Source organism: Streptomyces sp. x-80 (genome assembly GCF_046549095.1).
Taxonomy (GTDB): Bacteria; Actinomycetota; Actinomycetes; order Streptomycetales; family Streptomycetaceae; genus Streptomyces; species Streptomyces celluloflavus.
Genome location: NZ_JAJPWM010000007.1, coordinates 214,847 through 231,428 on the forward strand (window position 1 = coordinate 214,847; position 16,582 = coordinate 231,428).

At 73.2% G+C, this 16,582-nt stretch carries 16 protein-coding genes; 5 read left to right on the forward strand and 11 right to left on the reverse strand.

What is annotated here, in order from left to right; all coding sequences use genetic code 11:
• Window positions 1-183: 183 nt before the first annotated feature.
• Window positions 184-1,518 (reverse strand): carbohydrate kinase family protein, encoded by a 1,335-nt coding sequence (locus tag ACLJWH_RS16240; protein ID WP_411142413.1) that lies wholly within the window; start codon window positions 1,516-1,518, stop codon window positions 184-186.
• Between ACLJWH_RS16240 and ACLJWH_RS16245 the strand changes: the two genes are divergently transcribed.
• Complete coding sequence (locus ACLJWH_RS16245; protein ID WP_411142414.1) at window positions 1,517-2,854, forward strand: 6-phospho-beta-glucosidase; 1,338 nt, start codon at window positions 1,517-1,519, stop codon at window positions 2,852-2,854. The genes ACLJWH_RS16240 and ACLJWH_RS16245 overlap by 2 nt on opposite strands.
• A 3-nt stretch (window positions 2,855-2,857) precedes the next feature.
• On the opposite strand, the gene ACLJWH_RS16250 is transcribed toward ACLJWH_RS16245, so the two are convergent.
• The 3 genes from ACLJWH_RS16250 to ACLJWH_RS16260 form a co-directional block, all read right to left on the reverse strand.
• The gene (locus ACLJWH_RS16250) at window positions 2,858-3,487 is read right to left on the reverse strand and encodes an MBL fold metallo-hydrolase (protein WP_411142415.1); all 630 of its coding nucleotides are present in this window, start codon (window positions 3,485-3,487) and stop codon (window positions 2,858-2,860) included.
• A complete protein-coding gene (locus ACLJWH_RS16255) occupies window positions 3,487-4,572 on the reverse strand; it encodes an S-(hydroxymethyl)mycothiol dehydrogenase (RefSeq protein ID WP_411142416.1) in 1,086 nt (361 codons plus the stop codon). The genes ACLJWH_RS16250 and ACLJWH_RS16255 overlap by 1 nt, the downstream gene beginning before the upstream one ends.
• 120 nt (window positions 4,573-4,692) lie before the next feature.
• Window positions 4,693-6,027 (reverse strand): enolase C-terminal domain-like protein, encoded by a 1,335-nt coding sequence (locus ACLJWH_RS16260; RefSeq protein WP_411142417.1) that lies wholly within the window; start codon window positions 6,025-6,027, stop codon window positions 4,693-4,695.
• Between the two features lie 219 nt (window positions 6,028-6,246).
• Here ACLJWH_RS16260 and ACLJWH_RS16265 point away from each other — a divergent pair, with 219 nt between their 5' ends.
• Window positions 6,247-7,086, forward strand: a complete 840-nt coding sequence (locus tag ACLJWH_RS16265) for an HAD family acid phosphatase (RefSeq protein WP_411142418.1) — start codon at window positions 6,247-6,249, stop codon at window positions 7,084-7,086.
• Between the two features lie 15 nt (window positions 7,087-7,101).
• On the opposite strand, the gene ACLJWH_RS16270 is transcribed toward ACLJWH_RS16265, so the two are convergent.
• The gene (locus ACLJWH_RS16270) at window positions 7,102-8,007 is read right to left on the reverse strand and encodes a ribonuclease Z (RefSeq protein ID WP_411142419.1); all 906 of its coding nucleotides are present in this window, start codon (window positions 8,005-8,007) and stop codon (window positions 7,102-7,104) included.
• A 10-nt stretch (window positions 8,008-8,017) separates the two neighbouring features.
• Window positions 8,018-8,374: a histidine triad nucleotide-binding protein gene (locus ACLJWH_RS16275; protein WP_052855705.1), complete on the reverse strand. Its 357-nt coding sequence runs from the start codon at window positions 8,372-8,374 to the stop codon at window positions 8,018-8,020.
• A 335-nt stretch (window positions 8,375-8,709) separates the two neighbouring features.
• Here ACLJWH_RS16275 and ACLJWH_RS16280 point away from each other — a divergent pair, with 335 nt between their 5' ends.
• A complete protein-coding gene (locus ACLJWH_RS16280) occupies window positions 8,710-9,138 on the forward strand; it encodes an OsmC family peroxiredoxin (RefSeq protein WP_052855706.1) in 429 nt (142 codons plus the stop codon).
• 44 nt (window positions 9,139-9,182) lie between these two features.
• On the opposite strand, the gene ACLJWH_RS16285 is transcribed toward ACLJWH_RS16280, so the two are convergent.
• The 4 genes from ACLJWH_RS16285 to hrcA form a co-directional block, all read right to left on the reverse strand.
• Window positions 9,183-9,926, reverse strand: a complete 744-nt coding sequence (locus ACLJWH_RS16285) for a 16S rRNA (uracil(1498)-N(3))-methyltransferase (RefSeq protein WP_411142420.1) — start codon at window positions 9,924-9,926, stop codon at window positions 9,183-9,185.
• Window positions 9,923-11,029 carry a nitronate monooxygenase gene (locus ACLJWH_RS16290; RefSeq protein ID WP_411142421.1) on the reverse strand — a complete coding sequence of 369 codons (1,107 nt, stop codon included), beginning with the start codon at window positions 11,027-11,029 and terminating at the stop codon, window positions 9,923-9,925. Before ACLJWH_RS16290 ends, ACLJWH_RS16285 begins: the two co-directional genes overlap by 4 nt.
• 211 nt (window positions 11,030-11,240) lie before the next feature.
• Window positions 11,241-12,377: a molecular chaperone DnaJ gene (dnaJ, locus tag ACLJWH_RS16295; RefSeq protein ID WP_411142422.1), complete on the reverse strand. Its 1,137-nt coding sequence runs from the start codon at window positions 12,375-12,377 to the stop codon at window positions 11,241-11,243.
• Window positions 12,378-13,394 (reverse strand): heat-inducible transcriptional repressor HrcA, encoded by a 1,017-nt coding sequence (gene hrcA / locus ACLJWH_RS16300; RefSeq protein ID WP_411142423.1) that lies wholly within the window; start codon window positions 13,392-13,394, stop codon window positions 12,378-12,380.
• A 206-nt stretch (window positions 13,395-13,600) separates the two neighbouring features.
• Here hrcA and ACLJWH_RS16305 point away from each other — a divergent pair, with 206 nt between their 5' ends.
• Entirely contained in the window at window positions 13,601-14,335 is a 735-nt protein-coding gene (locus ACLJWH_RS16305; protein ID WP_411142424.1) for an MBL fold metallo-hydrolase, read from the forward strand.
• Window positions 14,336-14,393: 58 nt separating this feature from the next.
• On the forward strand, window positions 14,394-15,224 hold the full coding sequence (locus tag ACLJWH_RS16310) for a DUF3097 domain-containing protein (RefSeq protein WP_411142425.1): 831 nt from the start codon (window positions 14,394-14,396) through the stop codon (window positions 15,222-15,224).
• Between the two features lie 57 nt (window positions 15,225-15,281).
• Here the strand turns inward: ACLJWH_RS16310 and hemW are convergent, their stop codons facing one another.
• Entirely contained in the window at window positions 15,282-16,514 is a 1,233-nt protein-coding gene (gene hemW, locus ACLJWH_RS16315) for a radical SAM family heme chaperone HemW (protein ID WP_411142426.1), read from the reverse strand.
• Window positions 16,515-16,582: the final 68 nt, after the last annotated feature.

Below are 16,582 nucleotides of genomic sequence, written 5' to 3' on the forward strand. Positions count from 1 at the left end.
AGAGGTGCCGGAAACGCGGCCCCCTGGACTACCAAGAGTACGTCGGTGCACCGACAAGCCCGAGGGCTTTAACGCGCCCCGGGGCGACGCACGGGCGCGGCACGGCGGAGGGCGGCGGAGGGCGGCGGAGGGCGGCGGAGGGACCTGCCCGGTCCCCGCGGCCGGCCGCTGCCGCCCGGCCGCTCAGGCCGGCCGGCGGAAGCCGATCGTGGGGACGGCGCGGGCCAGCGGCGACGGCCGGTCGGCGGTGGGCAGGACGGTGTCCAGGAAGGCATAGCGGTGGCGCAGCCGGGCCGCGGCGGCCGGTGTCGCCGGGGCGGCCGCGACGGCCGGATCCTGGGCGCCCGGCAGCACCGAGGCCGCCGAGGTGGCCGGTCCCACCGGCAGCGCCGGGGCGGCGGGCACCTCCGGCCCGCCGCCCGCCCGCCGCTCGAAGTCGCGTACCTGCTGCCACCAGGCGGCGATCTCGGCCCAGCCGGGTGCGGAGAGCGAGCCGCCGAACTCCTGCACGGACAGGGCGGCGGTCAGCCCCGCGAAGGACAGCCGGTCGGTGAGCGGCCAGCCGGCGAGGGTGCCGGTGATGAACCCGGCGACGAACACATCGCCCGCGCCGGTCGGGTCCAGCTCCTCGACGGTGATGGCGGGCACCTCGGCGCTCTCGCCGGTCCTGCCGTCCACCGCGCAGGCGCCCTCCGCACCCATGGTGACCACCGCGAGCGGCACCCGCTCCGCGAGCTTGCGGGCGGCCGCGCGGGGGCAGTCCGTGCGGGTGTAGCGCATCGCCTCCTCTGCGTTCGGCAGGAACGCCTCGCAGTGTTCGAGGCCGGCGAGATCGGCCGGATCCCAGCGGCCGGTGTCGTCCCAGCCGACGTCCGCGAAGATCCGGCTGCCGCGGCCGGCCGCGCAGCCCAGCCACTCCTCCCGGCGGCCGGGCACCAGCGAGGTGACGCAGGCGCGGGACGGCGGCGGGCAGCCCGGTGCGTGGCGGCTGTCGAAGGCGGCCTCGGACGGCGGCGCCTCATGGCCGTGCGAGACCATCGTGCGCTCGCCCTCGTACGCCATGGAGACGGTGACCGGGGAGTGCCAGCCGGGCACCGTACGCGACAGCGACAGGTCGATGCCCTCGCCCTGGGCGAGCGCGTCCCAGCAGTACTCGCCGTACATGTCGTCGCCGAACGCGGCGGCCAGTGAGGTGTGCAGTCCGAGCCTGGCCAGCGCGGTGGCCATGTTGGCGACGCCGCCGGGGCTGGAGCCCATCCCGCGGGCCCAGGACTCGGTGCCGCGGACCGGCGCGGTGTCCAGGCCGGTGAAGATGATGTCGAGGAAGACCGTGCCGGTGAGGAAGACGTCGGTGCGCGGATCACCGTCGGCGCGCACCGCGGCCAGCGGGTCGAGCACCGGCGGCGCGGCACTCTGGCGCGTGGGCGGTGGTGCGTCGCGTCTGCTCACCGTGCTGGCCCCTCTCGTTCCGGCCCGTGCCGCCAGTCTGCCCGATCTCTGCGATACGTTCCGCCTCATGAGGCTCACGATTCTCGGCGGTGGCGGATTCCGGGTGCCGCTGGTCTACCGCGCGCTGCTGGACGACCCGGCACGCTCCGTTTCCGAGGTGACGCTGTACGACACCGATCCGCTGCGGCTCAAGGTGATCACCGATGTCCTGGCCCGGCTGGCGCAGGGCCGCCCCGCGCCGGTGGCCGTACGGGTCGCGGACGATCTGGACGCCGCGCTGACCGGTGCCGACTTCGTCTTCTCCGCGATCCGGGTGGGCGGCACCGCGGGGCGCGTCCGCGACGAGCGGATCCCGCTGTCCGAGGGCGTGCTCGGCCAGGAGACGGTGGGGGCCGGCGGCGTCCTGTACGGGCTGCGGACGATCCCGGTGGCGAGGCACCTCGCCGAGCGGATCGCGGCCCGCGCGCCGGGGGCGTGGGTCATCAACTTCACCAACCCCGCGGGCATGGTCACCGAGGCGATGGCCCAGGTGCTGGGCGAGCGGGTCATCGGGATCTGCGATTCGCCGGTGGGGCTGGTGCGCCGGGCGGCCCGCGCGGCCGGCGCCGATCCGGCGGCCTTCGCGGACCCGGAGCGGCTGCGGTACGACTACGTGGGGCTCAACCACCTCGGCTGGCTGCGGTCGCTGGTGGTGGACGGCACCGAGCTGCTGCCAGGGCTGCTCGCGGACGACGCGGCGCTGGGCTCCTTCGAGGAGGGCCGGCTGTTCGGCGGCGAGTGGCTGCGCACGCTGGGCGCGCTGCCCAACGAGTATCTGCACTACTACTACTTCCGCCGGGAGACCCTGGACGCGCTGCGCGACACCGCGCGGACCCGGGGCGAGTTCCTCGACCGGCAGCAGGGCGGCTTCTTCGAGGCGGCGGCGGCCGGCAGCCCGGACGCGGCGTACGCGCTGTGGGAGCGGATCCGGCTGGAGCGCGAGGAGACGTACCTGGCGCACAGCCGGGAGGCGAGCGGGCGCTGGCAGCGCGACAGCGAGGATCTGGAGGGCGGCGGCTACGACCGGGTCGCGCTGGCCCTGATGCGGGCCCTCGCGGACGGCCGGGGCACCCGGCTGATCCTGAACGTCCGCAACGGGACGACGGTGCCGCAGCTGGCGCCGGACGCGATCGTGGAGACGGTCTGCGAGGTGACCGCCGAGGGAGCCCGCCCGCTGCCGTGCGCACCGCTGCGCGAGGACCAGCTGGGGCTGATGTTGCAGATCAAGGCGGTCGAGCGGGCGACGGTGGCGGCGGCGACGGGCCACGACCACGCGGCGGCGCTGCGCGCGCTGGCGCTGCATCCGCTGGTGGACTCCCCCGCGGTGGCCGCCCGCATCCTGGCGCGGGCAGCCACGGTGGCGTAGCGGTCAGTGCCCGCGCCTGATCCATTCGTCCAGGTGCGGTGCCTCGGCGCCGATCGTCGTCGGATCGCCGTGGCCGGTGAGGACCTTCGTCTCCGGGGGCAGGGTCAGCAGCCGGTCGCGGATCGAGCCGACGATCGTCGGGAAGTCCGAGAAGGACCGGCCGGTGGCACCCGGGCCGCCCTGGAAGAGGGTGTCACCGGTGAAGACCGCGCCGAGGGCGGGCGCGTACAGGCAGACCGCGCCGGGCGCGTGGCCCGGGGTGTGCAGCACGGTCAGGTCCGTGCCGGCGATGGTCAGCACCTGCCCGTCGGCCAGCTCCGCGTCCGGTGCGGAGTCGGGATGGGTCCGCTGCCACAGCGGCAGGTCGCCGGGGTGCAGGTGGATGGTGGCACCGGTACGGGCGGCCAGTGCCGGGGCGGCGTCGATGTGGTCGTTGTGCGCGTGGGTGCAGACGATCGCGCGCAGCCGCCGGCCGCCGAGGGCGGCGAGGATGGCGTCGGCGTCGTGGGCGGCGTCGATGACGATCGCGTCCTCGTCGTCGCCGACGATCCAGACGTTGTTGTCGACGTCCCAGGTGCCGCCGTCCAGCGAGAAGGTGCCGGAGGTGACGAGGTGGTCGATCCGGGCCGCCATCAGAACTCCACCACCGAGCGCAGGACGTCGCCCGCGTGCATCCGCTCGAAGGCCCCCTCGACGCCGTCGATGCCGATGGTCTCGGTGACGAACGCGCCGAGGTCGATCCGGCCCTGCTGGTGCAGGTCGATGAGCATCGGGAAGTCGCGGGACGGCAGGCAGTCGCCGTACCAGGAGGACTTGAGGGCGCCGCCGCGGCCGAAGACGTCCAGCAGCGGCAGCTCCAGGGTCATCTCCGGGGTCGGCACACCGACGAGGACGACGGTGCCCGCCAGGTCGCGGGCGTAGAACGCCTGCCGGTACGTCTCCGGGCGGCCCACCGCGTCGATGACGACATCCGCGCCGAAGCCGCCGGTCAGCTCGCGGATCGCCTCGACGGCGTCGGTGGTGCGGGAGTTGACGGTGTGGGTGGCGCCCATCGTGCGGGCGGTCGTCAGCTTCCGGTCGTCGACGTCCACCGCGATGATCCGGGCCGCGCCGGCCAGCCGGGCGCCGACCACCGCCGCGTCGCCCACCCCGCCGCAGCCGATGACCGCGACCGAGTCGCCGCGGCCGACCGCGCCGGTGTTGATGGCGGCGCCGATGCCCGCCATCACACCGCAGCCCAGCAGCCCGCCGACGGCCGGCGAGACCTGCGGATCGACCTTGGTGCACTGGCCCGCGGCGACCAGCGTCTTGTCGGCGAAGGCGCCGATGCCGAGCGCCGGGCTCAGCTCCGTGCCGTCCGTCAGGGTCATCTTCTGCTTCGCGTTGTGCGTGTCGAAGCAGTACTGCGGGCGGCCGCGCAGACACGCCCGGCACTGCCCGCAGACCGCGCGCCAGTTGAGGATCACGAAGTCACCGGGGGCGACATCGGTGACCCCGGCGCCGACGGACTCCACGACACCGGCCGCCTCGTGCCCGAGCAGGAACGGGAAGTCGTCGTTGATGCCGCCCTGCTTGTAGTGCAGATCGGTGTGGCACACCCCGCACGCCTGGATCTTCACCACGGCCTCGCCCGGACCCGGGTCCGGCACCAGGATCGTCTCCAGCCGGACCGGCTCGTTCTTCCCCGGCGCGATGACGCCGCGCACTTCCTGTGCCATGGGGACAGCCCCTCTCAAAGATCGCGTACGGGCCCCACTGTGGCGCACCGCCAGGAAACCGTGCCACACCGTACGCGTGCCGGGCGACACCGCCCGGGACCGCGGCCGCCCCCGGTCACGTCACCAGCGCGGGACGGCGGGGGTGACCCAGCCGGGGTCGGCCACCCGCATGGCCGCGGCGTCGTCGCGGACGCGCTGGCCGCCGTCGTCGGCCAGCCAGCGGCGGTGCAGCGCGGCGAGCCGGTCGCGGTCGAGGGTGACGCCGAGGCCGGGGGCGTCGCTCACGTCGAGGCGGCCGTCGCGGAAGGTGAGCCGCTCGGTGAGGACGTCCTCGCGCTGCCAGGGGTAGTGGGTGTCGCAGGCGTGGTCGAGGTGGGGGACGGTCGCGGCGACGTGCGTCATGGCGGCGAGGCTGATGCCCAGGTGGGTGTTGGAGTGCATGGACAGGCCGACGCCGAAGGTACGGCAGACGGCGGCGAGTTCGCGGGTGTTGCGCAGCCCGCCCCAGTAGTGGTGGTCGGCGAGGACGATCTGGACGGCGCCGCGGGTGAACGCCTCGGCGATCTCGTCGAAGGTGGTGACGCACATGTTGGTGGCCAGCGGCAGATCCGTACCGGCGGCCACCTCAGCCATCCGCGCGGTACCGCTCGCCGGGTCCTCCAGGTACTCCAGGACGTCCCGCAGCTCGTGCGCGACCCCCAGCGCGACCGGCACGCTCCAGGCGCCGTTGGGGTCCAGGCGCAGCGGGCGCCCGGGGAAGGCCGCCGCCAGCGCCCGGACCGCCGCGACCTCCCGCGCGGGCTCGTACACACCGCCCTTGAGCTTGAAGGACGTGAAACCGTAGGTGTCGGCGAAGCGGCGGGCCTGCGCGACGACGCCGGCCGGATCGAGCGCCGCGCCCCAGTCGTCGGGTTCCCCGCGGCCGCCCGGGTGCCGGGCCCAGCGGTAGAAGAGGTAGGCGCTGTACTCGACGCGGTCGCGGACCTTGCCGCCGAGCAGCGCGTGCACGGGCAGGCCGGTGGCGTGGCCCCAGGCGTCCAGGCAGGCGACCTCGAACCCGGAGAGCACCGAGAGCCGCAGCTTGTCGGCGGTCCGCACACCGCGCAGCCCGCCGGCGTCCACCGCGTCCGCGCCGGTGGCGGCCGGTGAGTCGCCGCAGACCCGGGCGGCGAGCGCGGGCAGTCCGTTCAGATCCGTGACCGGCCGGCCGATCAGCGCCTCGGCCAGCGGGCGGGCCAGTTCGAGGTACTCGGTATCGCCGTAGGTCTCGCCGAGGCCGGTGGCGCCGCCCGCGGTGACCACCTCGATGATCAGCCGGGGGGTGTAGGGCTGGTGGACGCCCTGGGTGTTCAGCAGTGGCGGGTCGGCGATGAGGACGGGGGTGAGCCGGACCTCGGTGAGGACGAGGTCCGCGGGGGCGGTGGGTGCGGCGGGGGTGGCACGGTCAGCCGTCATGGCGTCGCCTCATTCCTCATTCGTCCCGCTATGTAAATGGCGTCCACACATGAGGATGGAGGCTAGGGAGCGCGCGGCGCGCCCGTCAACACCCGCGACGGCACCGGCCGCCGCGCCCGGCCGCCAGCCTTTGCCAAGCGTTGAATCTGCGCGCGTAGATACCGATATGAGGCTCTGTTAAACCTACTTGGGTCCGTCTTTACCTCCCGAAGGAGCCGCATGCCCCTCCCCGCCCTCTCCCGACGTACCCGCCTCGGTGCCGCGGTGGTCACCGCACTCGTCGCCGGTACGGCGGTGTTCGGCATCGGCCAGGCCACCGCGGAGCACTCCGTGCCGCGCACCGACAAGGAGATCCCCAACCTGACGCTGGTGCAGGACCAGATCAAGGCGTACTACGGCGACAAGGTCACCGCCGACGGCGAGCACTACGCCTCCCCCGACAGCAACTACGGCCGCCAGGTCCGCGACATCGAGGCCAAGGCCCGCACCTACCTGACCAAGGCGCTCGCCAAGTACCGTGCGCAGTCCGCCGCCCACCGGCCCGGCCGGGGCCACGGCAAGCCCGCCAAGCCCGCCAAGCCCGCCATCGTCCTCGACATGGACGACACCACCCTGCTCACCTACAACTACGAGCTCCAGGTCGGCTTCCACTTCACCGAGGCGAGCCAGGACAAGTACCTCGCCACCAAGGACATGGACGCGGTCTTCGGCATGGACCGGCTGGTCAACTGGGCGCACGACAAGGGCGCCGAGGTCTTCTTCCTCACCGGCCGCAAGGAGGCGCAGCGCGCCTGGAGCGTGCGCAACCTCAAGAACGTCGGCTACGACGTACCGCTGGACCGTACGCACGTCTACCTGAAGGACAAGGAGCACCCGCCCGCGTACCTGCCGTGCGGCGCCACCTGCTCGACGATCGGCTTCAAGTCGGGCACCCGCAAGCACATCGAGTCGCTCGGCTATGACATCGTCGCCAACTTCGGCGACCAGTACAGCGATCTCCAGGGCGGCGCCGGGGACCGGACGTTCAAGATGCCGAACCCGATGTACTACCTGCCGTAGGCGCGGGCCGGGCGCTCAGCGGCGCTTGGGCACCGGCACGCGCATCAGGTCCTGGGCGATGGTGAGTTCGCCGGTGAACCCCGCTGCGCGTGCCTGCCGCCCGAACTCCCCGGGGTCGGAGTAGCGCTGCGAGAAGTGCGTCAGCACGAGGTGGCGCACCCCCGCCCGCGCCGCCGCCTCGGCTGCCTGGCCGGCCGTCAGATGCCCGTGGTCCTCGGCGAGCCGGAGGTCCTCGTCCAGGAACGTCGACTCGATGACGAGCATGTCCGCGCCTGCTGCCAGGGCGTGCACCCCGTCGCAGAGCCGGGTGTCCATGACGAACGCGAACCGCTGGCCGGGCCGGAGCTCGCTCACCTCGTCGAGGCGGACGCCGCGCAGCTCGCCCTCGCGTTGCAGCCGACCGACGTCCGGGCCGGTGATCCCGCGCTCCGCCAGGAGGCCGGGCAGCATCCGCCGGGCGTCGGGCTCCACCAGGCGGTAGCCGTACGACTCGACGGGGTGCGAGAGCCGGTACGCCTCCAGGACGTAGGACGCCGTCCGGTCCAGCGCGCCGTCGGCGGCGACCGGCCGCTGCGTCAGCCGGACCGTCTCGCGGTAGGCGGTGGAGTAGCGCAGCCGGTCGAAGAAGTGCTGTCCGCTCGCCGGATAGTGGGCGGTGACCGGATGCGGCACCCGGTCCAGGTTGATCCGCTGGATCACCCCGGCCAGGCCCAGCGAGTGGTCGCCGTGGAAGTGCGTGACGCAGATCCGGTTGAGGTCGTGCGCGGCGACCCCGGCGCGCAGCATCTGGCGCTGCGTCCCCTCACCGGGGTCGAAGAGCAGCCCCTGGCCGTCCCAGCGCAGCAGATAGCCGTTGTGGTTGCGGTGCCGGGTGGGGACCTGACTCGCGGTGCCCAGGACGACCAGTTCGCGTACGGACAACTCGGCCCCGTCAGACCAGACGCTGGAGGTCGCGGCCGCCCAGCAGGTGCGCATGGGCGTGGAAGACGGTCTGACCGGCGCCGGGCCCGGTGTTGAAGACGATGCGGTACCCGGTCGTGTCGACCTTCTCCGCGGCGGCCACCACGCCCGCCTCGCGCAGCACGTCACCGGCGATGGCCGGTTCGGCGGCGGCCAGCTCCAGGGCGTTGGCGTAGTGGACCTTGGGGATCACCAGGATGTGGGTCGGGGCCTGGGGGTTGATGTCACGGAAGGCGACGGTCGTCTCGGTCTCCCGGACGATGGTCGCCGGCACCTCCCCCGCCACGATCTTGCAGAACAGGCAGTCGGCCTGCGGTTCTCCCGCCACCGGTGGGCTCCTCCCGGGTCTTCGGCCGCCGCGTCGCGCCGGGCGGGCCGCGCCGGACCGGGTCAGCGGCCGCGGCACGGATCGCGTCGGGGAGTACGCGGCATGCGCCGTACGCACCATGCGTACGGCCTCGGATGCTACCGGGCGCCCCCGGCCCGGCGGCGCGCGGACCGGTCCGCGAACGGCGTACCGGGCGGAACCGGGCGGAACCGGATCGTCCGGCGGCCCCCGGTGACCCACCGCGCGGGTGGCCCGATCAGCAGGTCGCGGCGGCGCGGGGTCACTAAGCTGGGGCCCGCAGACCTCTTTCCGCCCACCACCAGGAGTTATGCACCATGGCAACCACCCGCACCGCCAAGACCCACTGGGAAGGCAACCTCATGGAGGGCAAGGGCACCGTCGCCCTGGAGTCCTCCAAGGTCGGTACGTACGACGTGAACTGGCCGGCCCGCGCGGAGCAGCCGAACGGCGTCACCAGCCCCGAGGAACTGATCGCCGCGGCCCACTCCTCCTGCTACTCCATGGCCTTCTCGCACGGCCTGGCGGGCAAGGGCCACACCGTCGAGGCCCTCGACACCCAGGCCGATGTCACCTTCCAGCCCGGCGAGGGCATCACCGCCATCGCCCTGACCGTCCGGGCCCGTGTCCCCGGTCTGTCCGAGGCGGACTTCCAGGCCGCCGCCCAGGACGCCAAGGCCAACTGCCCGGTGAGCCAGGCGCTGGCGGGCGTCAAGAACATCACGCTCGACGCCAAGCTGGTCTGATCCGGCGCCCGGGTGAGCCGGCCCGGCAGCGAACGGCGGGGCGGTCAGCTCCACCGTCCGGTGCGCCCCAGCAGCAGCGCCGTCGCGGCCGTACCGGCGGTGGAGGTGCGCAGCACGGTCCGGCCGAGGCGGTAGGGCCGGGCCCCGGCCGCGTCGAAGGCGGCCAGTTCCTCCGGGGAGACGCCGCCCTCGGGGCCGACGACGAGCACGATGGAGCCGCTCTCCGGGAGTTCGGCGGTGGCCAGCGGGGTGCTGCCCTCCTCGTGCAGGACCGCGGCGAAGTCGGCCTCCGCGAGCAGCGCGGCGACCTGCTTGGTCGTCATCGGGTCCGCGACCTCGGGGAAGGTCAGCCGGCGCGACTGCTTGCCCGCCTCGCGGGCCGTCGCCCGCCATTTGGCAAGGGACTTGGCGGCCCGCTCGCCCTTCCACTGGGTGACGCAGCGCGCCGCCGCCCACGGGACGACGGCGTCCACACCGGTCTCGGTCATCGTCTCGACGGCCAGCTCGCCCCGGTCGCCCTTGGGGAGCGCCTGCACCACGGTGATCCGGGGCGTCTGAGGCGCCTCGCTGCGGACGTCCGTGACCGCGACCGTCAGCCGGTCCTTGCCCTCGACATCCGCGACGGTGCCGTAGGCGCCCGCGCCGCCGCCGTCCGTCAGCACGACCTCCTCGCCGGCCCGCAGCCGCCGCACCGACACCGCGTGCCGGCCCTCCGGCCCGTCCAGGGTCAGCGTGTCACCGGGCCGCACACCGGCGAGCGAGCCGACGAGGAAGACCGGCGCCGTCACGACGCGTCCCCGGCGTCACCGGCCGCGGCGCCGCTGCTCAACGCGGTGCGCGCCGCGTCCAGTTCGGCCGCGAGCACCTCCACCAGCTGCCCGGCGGGCAGCTCCCGCGCCATCCGGTGGCCCTGCCCGGCCCACAGCGCCATGCCCTGCGCGTCACCCGTCTTCGCCGCGGCCTTGCGCAGACCGGAGGTGAGGTGGTGGACGGCGGGGTAGGCGGCGGGCGCGTACGGGCCGTGCTCGCGCAGGAAGCGGTTGACCAGGCCGCGGGCCGGGCGCCCGGAGAACGCCCGGGTCAGCTCGGTGCGGGTGAACAGCGGGTTGGTCAGCGCCTCCTTGTGCAGGGCGTGGGCACCCGACTCGGGGGTGGCCAGGAAGGCCGTGCCGAGCTGCGCCATGGTGGCACCGGCCGCCAGCGCGGCGGCGATCTGCGCACCGCGCATCAGCCCGCCCGCCGCGATGACCGGGATCTGCACGGCCTCGCGGACCTGCGTGATCAGCGAGAGCAGTCCGATACCGGCGCCGGTGCCGTCGGCCTGCGGATCGTCGCGGTGGGTGCCCTGGTGGCCGCCGGCCTCGACGCCCTGGACGCAGACCGCGTCCGCGCCGGACCGCTGTACGTCCTGTGCCTCGGCCACGGTGGTGGCGGAGACGATGGTGTACGTGCCGACTCTGTCGAACGCGTCGAGGACGGCACGGGAGGGACAGCCGAAGTGGAAGGAGACCACCGGCACCGGATCCTCGCGCAGGATCGCCAGCTTGGCCTCGTATCCGTCGTCGCCGCAGCCGCTCGGGTCGATCTCGCCGAGCGGCGTCTCGTACCAGGCCGCTTCCCCGGCGAGCTGCTCGCGGTAGACCTCGACGGCCGCGATGTCGGCGAGCGCGGGCTGCGGCATGAAGAGGTTCACGCCGAAGGGCCGGTCGGTCAGCCCGCGCAGCTGTTTGATCTCCTGGTACATGCCGTCGGCGGTCTTGTAACCGGCGGCGAGGAAGCCGAGGCCGCCGGCTTCGCTGACAGCGGCGGCCAGCTCCGGACGGGCAACGCCGCCCGCCATCGGGGCCTGCACGATCGGATAGCGGCAGAAATCGGTCAGCGCGGTGGACATGGCCACATCGTGTCACGCCCGCGACCCCGTCCCGAAACGGGTTCGCGCCGATTTCCGGGGCACTTCCCCGGAAACCGGCGCGGTCACATCCCGCCGCGGGCCACCGCCCGTTGAACACATCCTTCAGGCACGAGAACAGCCCCTGCTGTCCCGACTGACAGTGCCCGCCCGGGGGAGCAACCCCCGGACCTCCGGCACCACCCCCACCTGCCTACCGCCCGTTGAACGCGTCCTTGAGGCGCGAGAAGAGCCCTTGCTGTCCCGGCTGGAACTGGCCCGTGGGGCGCTCTTCGCCGCGGAGCTTGGCCAGCCGGCGGAGCAGCTCTTCCTGCTCGGGATCGAGCTTGGCGGGTGTCAGCACCTCGACGTGGACGATGAGATCGCCACGGCCGCCGCCGCGCAGATGGGTCACACCGCGCTGGTGCAGCGGGATCGACTGACCGGACTGGGTACCGGGCCGCACATCGATCTCCTCGACCCCGTCCAGCGTCTCCAGCGGGCACTTGGTGCCCAGCGCCGCCGCCGTCATCGGGATCGTGACCGTGCAGTGCAGATCGTCGCCGCGCCGCTGGAAGACCGAGTGCGGCAGCTCGTGGATCTCGACGTAGAGGTCACCGGCGGGGCCGCCGCCGGGGCCGACCTCGCCCTCGCCCGCGAGCTGGATCCGGGTGCCGTTGTCGACACCGGCCGGGATCTTGACGGTGAGGGTGCGGCGGGAGCGGATCCGCCCGTCGCCCGCGCACTCCGGGCACGGCGTCGGCACGACGGTCCCGAAGCCCTGGCACTGAGGACACGGCCGGGAGGTCATGACCTGGCCCAGGAAGGACCGGGTGACCTGCGAGACCTCACCGCGGCCGCGGCACATGTCACAGGTCTGCGCCGAGGTCCCGGGCGCCGCGCCCTCACCGCTGCACGTCGTGCAGACGACGGCGGTGTCGACCTGGATGTCCTTGGTCGTCCCGAAGGCCGCTTCGTTCAGCTCGATGTCGAGCCGGATCATGGCGTCCTGGCCGCGGCGGGTCCGCGAGCGCGGTCCGCGCTGCGAGGCCGTGCCGAAGAACGCGTCCATGATGTCGGAGAAGTTGCCGAAGCCCGCGCCGAAGCCGCCCGCGCCCGCACCGCCGCCCGACTGCGAGAGCGGGTCGCCGCCGAGGTCGTAGACCTGCTTCTTCTGCGGATCCGACAGCACCTCGTAGGCGGCGTTGATCTCCTTGAACCGCTCCTGGGTCTTGGGATCCGGGTTCACATCCGGGTGCAGCTCGCGCGCCAGCCGACGGAATGCCTTCTTGATCTCGTCCTGCGAGGCATCGCGCCGAACGCCCAGGACCGCGTAGTAATCCGTGGCCACTTACGACTCCGCGAGGATCTGTCCGACGTAACGTGCCACTGCGCGTACCGCTCCCATCGTTCCTGGATAGTCCATGCGGGTCGGTCCGACCACGCCGAGTTTGGCGACTGCCTCGTCGCCCGAACCGTAACCGACGGCGACGACCGAGGTGGACGTCAGACCCTCATGAGCATTCTCATGCCCGATTCTTACGGTCATGCCCGAGTCCTTGGCCTCCCCGAGCAGCTTGAGCAGCACCACATGCTCCTCAAGGGCTTCCAGCACCGGCCGGATGGTCAGTGGGAAATCGTGCCCGAAGCGCGTGAGATTGGCGGTTCCGCCGATCACCAGCCGCTCCTCGGTCTCCTCCACCAGAGTCTCCAGCAACACCGACAGCACTGTCGAGACCGTGCCGCGGTCCTCCTGCTCGAAGGAGTCCGGCAGTTCCTGCACCAGCTGCGGCACATCCGCGAACCGGCGCCCCACGACACAGCTGTTGAGCCGCGCCCGCAGATCCGCGAGCGACGTCTCACCGAACGGCGACGGGCAGTCGACCAAGCGCTGCTCGACCCGTCCGGTGTCCGTGATCAGTACGAGCATCAGCCGGGCCGGGGCCAGCGACAGCAGCTCGACGTGCCGGACCGTGGACCGCGTCAGGGACGGGTACTGCACGACCGCGACCTGCCGGGTCAGCTGCGCCAGCAGCCGTACCGTGCGCCCCACCACGTCGTCGAGATCGACGGCGCCGTCCAGGAAGTTCTGGATCGCCCGCCGCTCCGGGCTGGACAGCGGCTTGACGCCGGCCAGCTTGTCGACGAACAGGCGATAGCCCTTGTCGGTCGGGATCCGCCCCGCGCTGGTGTGCGGCTGGGCGATGAACCCCTCGTCCTCCAGGACCGCCATGTCGTTGCGGACCGTGGCCGGGGAGACGCCGAGCTGATGGCGCTCGGTCAGCGCCTTGGAGCCGACCGGCTCCTCCGTCCCGACGTAGTCCTGGACGATGGCGCGCAGCACTTCGAGCCTGCGTTCGCTGAGCATCCCGCGCACCTCCAGTCCGGCTGTCCCGCCGCTTCGTCCACCTGGTCAACTGCCTGGCACTCACCTGAGCCGAGTGCCAATCTCTGAGCCAGTGTACGGCCGGGCAACCCGGTCACGGCAAGGGCAGCCGTCCCGGTCGCCGCCCCGAGGGCCGTGCCCGGCCGATCCGTCGCACAACGCTATCGCGATACCGCTAGCGTCTCGGTATGCACACTGCTTGGGAAGAGGCTGGGTGGGAACGGCTCGGTGACGGTGTCGCCAGGCGCCGGATGCCCGGCTGGGACGAGACGATCGGCGTGGTCACCGGATCGGCCGGGGTACTGATCATCGACACCGGTGCCACCCTCCGCGACGGCGCCGATCTGCGCCGCGCGATCCGCGGCGTACTGGGCCGGGACGTGACACATGTCGCGCTCACCCACCCGCATTTCGACCATGTGATGGGCACCGCCGCCTTCTCGGGCGTGCAGGTGTTCGGCGCGGCCGGTCTGGACGAACTGCTGCGGCGCGAGCAGGACGAGCTGCGGCGGGACGCGGTCGGGCACGGTGTCGATCCGGTGGCCGCCGCGGAGGCCGCCGACGTCCTGGTGCGCCCGCATCACCTCGTGCACGGCGAGCTGACCCTCGATCTCGGCGACCGGCAGGTGCTGCTCGCCAACGTCGGCCCCGGCCACACCGCCCACGACCTGGCGGTCCTGGTGCCCGGCCGGCCCGGCTCCCCCGGGATCGTCTTCTGCGGCGACCTCGTCGAGGAATCCGGCGCACCGTCCGTGGGCCCGGACGCGCTCCCCCACCAGTGGCCCGCGGCGCTGGACCGGCTGCTGGCCCTGGGCGGCGAGGACGCGCGGTACGTACCGGGGCACGGCGCCGTGGTCGACGCCCGCTTCGTCCGCGATCAGCGCGCCGCGCTCGCCGCCCGTTTCGGCGCCTCCCCCGGCTGACCGCCGCCCCTGTCCCCTGTCTTCCGTCACCCGGCCGTTTGTCACAGAACAGGTCCCCATGCAGAGCAAGCGCTACAGCACCGATCTCACCCCGTCCTGGAAGAAGCAGCGGCCCGCGCCCGAGGTGCCGGCCGAGCCCGATCTGGTGGTCGAGGAGGTCACCTCGGGCTTCTGCGGAGCCGTCATCCGCTGCGAGAAGACGGCCCAGGGGCCGACGGTCACCCTGGAGGACCGGTTCGGCAAACACCGGGTCTTCCCCATGGAGCCGCGCGGCTTCCTGCTGGAGGGCCGGGTCGTCACCCTCGTACGCCCGCAGGCCCGGCCCGCGGCGAGCGCCCCGGCCCGTACGGCGTCCGGTTCCGTCGCCGTCCCCGGGGCCCGCGCCCGCGTCGCGCGGGCCAGCCGCATCTATGTGGAGGGCCGCCACGACGCCGAGCTGGTGGAGCGCGTCTGGGGCGATGACCTCCGCATCGAGGGCGTCGTCGTGGAGTACCTGGAGGGCATCGACGACCTGCCGGCCATCGTGCGCGATTTCTCACCCGGCCCCGACGCCCGCCTGGGGGTCCTCGTCGACCACCTGGTCCCTGGCTCGAAGGAGTCCCGGCTCGCCGCCGAGGTCACCGACGCCGACACCCTCGTCGTGGGCCATCCCTACATCGATGTCTGGGAGGCCGTGAAACCGTCCTCCGTCGGCATCCCCGGCTGGCCGGTGGTGCCGCGCGGCCAGGACTGGAAGACCGGCGTCTGCCACGCCCTGGGCTGGCCCCCGAACACCGGCGCCGCCTGGCAGCGGATCCTGTCCTGCGTCCACTCGTACAAGGACGTCGAACCGGCGCTGCTGGGCCGGGTGGAAGAACTGATCGACTTCGTCACGGCGCCGGCGGGCTGAGGGGCCGGGCGCCGGGCCGGGCGGAGCCACGGCGGGCCCGCCCCGGTCCGCCGGGTCTCAGTCCACCAGGTCCCTGACCACGGCGTCCGCCAACAGCCGTCCGCGCAGTGTCAGTACGGCGCGGCCGCGGTCGTAGGGGCCGCGCTCCAGGAGACCGTCGGCCAGCGCGCGGGCGGCCGCGCGGGCGCCCGCCGGGGCGAGCAGGTCCAGCGGGCAGCCGTCGGCGAGCCGGAGTTCGAGCAGGATGCGCTCGACCCGGCGGTCCTCGTCGGCGAGGATCTCCCGGCCGGCGCCCGGGGAGCGGCCCTCGGCGAGGGCCTGGGCGTACGCGCCGGGGTGCTTGGCGTTCCACCAGCGCACACCGCCGACGTGACTGTGCGCGCCGGGGCCCGCGCCCCACCAGTCGGCGCCGGTCCAGTACAGCTCGTTGTGGCGGCACCGTCCGGGGGCCGAGGTGGCCCAGTTGGAGACCTCGTACCAGCGGAATCCGGCCGCCGAGAGGCGCTCCTCGGCGATGAGGTAGCGGTCGGCGTGCACATCGTCGTCGGTCATCGGGACCTCGCCGCGGCGGATCCGGCGGGCCAGCTGGGTGCCCTCCTCGACGATCAGCGCGTAGGCGGAGACATGGTCGGGCCCGGCGCCGATCGCCGCGTCCAGGGACGCGCGCCAGTCGTCGTCGGTCTCGCCCGGCGTGCCGTAGATCAGATCCAGGTTGACGTGGTCGAAACCGGCCGCCCGCGCCTCGGCGACGCACGCCTCGGGGCGGCCCGGGGTGTGCGTACGGTCCAGGATCTTCAGTACGTGCTGCCGGGCGCTCTGCATGCCGAAGGAGATCCGGTTGAAGCCGGCCTCCCGCAGCTCGGCGAGGTAGCGCGGACCGACGGACTCCGGATTGGCCTCGGTGGTGATCTCGGCGCCCGGCGCGAGGCCGAATTCCTCACGGACGGCCGCCAGCATCCGGCCGAGATCGGCGGCGGGCAGCAGGGTCGGGGTGCCGCCGCCGACGAAGACCGTCTCGACCGGACGGGGGTCGGCACCCAGCACCTCGCGGGCCAGCCGGATCTCCGCCGCGACGGTGTCGGCGTAGTTGTCCCGGGAGGCCAGGGCGCCGCCGGAGCCGCGCAGCTCGCTCGCGGTGTAGGTGTTGAAATCGCAGTAGCCGCAGCGGGTCGCGCAGTACGGCACGTGCAGGTAGAAGCCGAGGGGCCGCCCGGCCGCCCCCGCCAGCGCATGACCGGGCAGCGCCCCGTCCTCGGGCATCGGCTCACCATCAGGCAGTGCGGAAGGCATGAGGACCATTGTCCGTCATGGGCGCGATTGCTCGGGACCGCCCGGCCCGTCCCCCCTGCCCGGCCCCC

Coding starts and splice junctions, on each gene's coding strand:
- ACLJWH_RS16245 (WP_411142414.1), top strand. CDS start 1,517: ATGAGGCTCACGATTCTCGGCGGTGGCGGATTCCGGGTGCCGCTGGTC.
- ACLJWH_RS16240 (WP_411142413.1), bottom strand. CDS start 1,518: ATGAGGCGGAACGTATCGCAGAGATCGGGCAGACTGGCGGCACGGGCC.
- ACLJWH_RS16250 (WP_411142415.1), bottom strand. CDS start 3,487: ATGGCGGCCCGGATCGACCACCTCGTCACCTCCGGCACCTTCTCGCTG.
- ACLJWH_RS16255 (WP_411142416.1), bottom strand. CDS start 4,572: ATGGCACAGGAAGTGCGCGGCGTCATCGCGCCGGGGAAGAACGAGCCG.
- ACLJWH_RS16260 (WP_411142417.1), bottom strand. CDS start 6,027: ATGACGGCTGACCGTGCCACCCCCGCCGCACCCACCGCCCCCGCGGAC.
- ACLJWH_RS16265 (WP_411142418.1), top strand. CDS start 6,247: ATGCCCCTCCCCGCCCTCTCCCGACGTACCCGCCTCGGTGCCGCGGTG.
- ACLJWH_RS16280 (WP_052855706.1), top strand. CDS start 8,710: ATGGCAACCACCCGCACCGCCAAGACCCACTGGGAAGGCAACCTCATG.
- ACLJWH_RS16290 (WP_411142421.1), bottom strand. CDS start 11,029: ATGTCCACCGCGCTGACCGATTTCTGCCGCTATCCGATCGTGCAGGCC.
- hrcA (WP_411142423.1), bottom strand. CDS start 13,394: ATGCTCAGCGAACGCAGGCTCGAAGTGCTGCGCGCCATCGTCCAGGAC.
- ACLJWH_RS16305 (WP_411142424.1), top strand. CDS start 13,601: ATGCACACTGCTTGGGAAGAGGCTGGGTGGGAACGGCTCGGTGACGGT.
- ACLJWH_RS16310 (WP_411142425.1), top strand. CDS start 14,394: ATGCAGAGCAAGCGCTACAGCACCGATCTCACCCCGTCCTGGAAGAAG.
- hemW (WP_411142426.1), bottom strand. CDS start 16,514: ATGCCTTCCGCACTGCCTGATGGTGAGCCGATGCCCGAGGACGGGGCG.